Here is a 459-nt window from a genome sequence, read left to right as displayed (position 1 = left end):
GCGCTTCGAAACGCTGAAACAGATACCCGAGCACAGCGGCCACCGCAGCCTTGCTTGGCATCAGCGCCTCCATTTCGAAGCACTGTACGTCCGCACGGGCCGATGTGACGGCCAACGAATTCGTTGGCGGTGTCGAGGGGGTAGGGGGTGTTGATCCGGGCTCCGCAGTCCAACTCGCGGGCGGTTGTGACGGACAACGATTTGGTTGGCGGTGTGGCGGGGGAAGGGCTTGTTCATCGGGCCTCCTCAGACATCGTCGCTGGCGTTGAGCAGGCGGTCGTAGGCGGCCTGGTCGAGCAGTGAGATCCTCGGTTTCCTTCGGGTTCAGGCCGGCCGCCGGCTCGTCGAGCATGAGGATGCGCGGGCGCGTCATCATGCAGCGGGCAATCTCCAAGCGACGCCGTAGCGCTGCCCGCTGCGGTAGATCGCCGACAACGCCTGACGCGCCGGTTCGGTGGC

Annotated in this window: 2 pseudogenes; both read right to left on the bottom strand. The window is 65.6% G+C overall.

The annotated features are described in order from the left end of the window. Positions 1 to 277: 277 nt before the first annotated feature. A pseudogene (gene livG, locus U8L64_RS00030) lies at positions 278 to 403 on the bottom strand (high-affinity branched-chain amino acid ABC transporter ATP-binding protein LivG); the annotation flags it as partial. Further along, positions 397 to 459, bottom strand: a pseudogene (locus tag U8L64_RS20090) (hypothetical protein); the annotation flags it as partial. The pseudogenes U8L64_RS20090 and livG, both read right to left, overlap by 7 nt.

The sequence above is a fragment of the Pseudomonas sp. FIP_A4 genome (assembly GCF_036701605.1).
Taxonomy (GTDB): Bacteria; Pseudomonadota; Gammaproteobacteria; order Pseudomonadales; family Pseudomonadaceae; genus Stutzerimonas; species Stutzerimonas phenolilytica.
The sequence above is the reverse complement of the archived record's forward strand: the minus strand, read 5'-3'. Positions and strand labels throughout refer to the sequence as shown.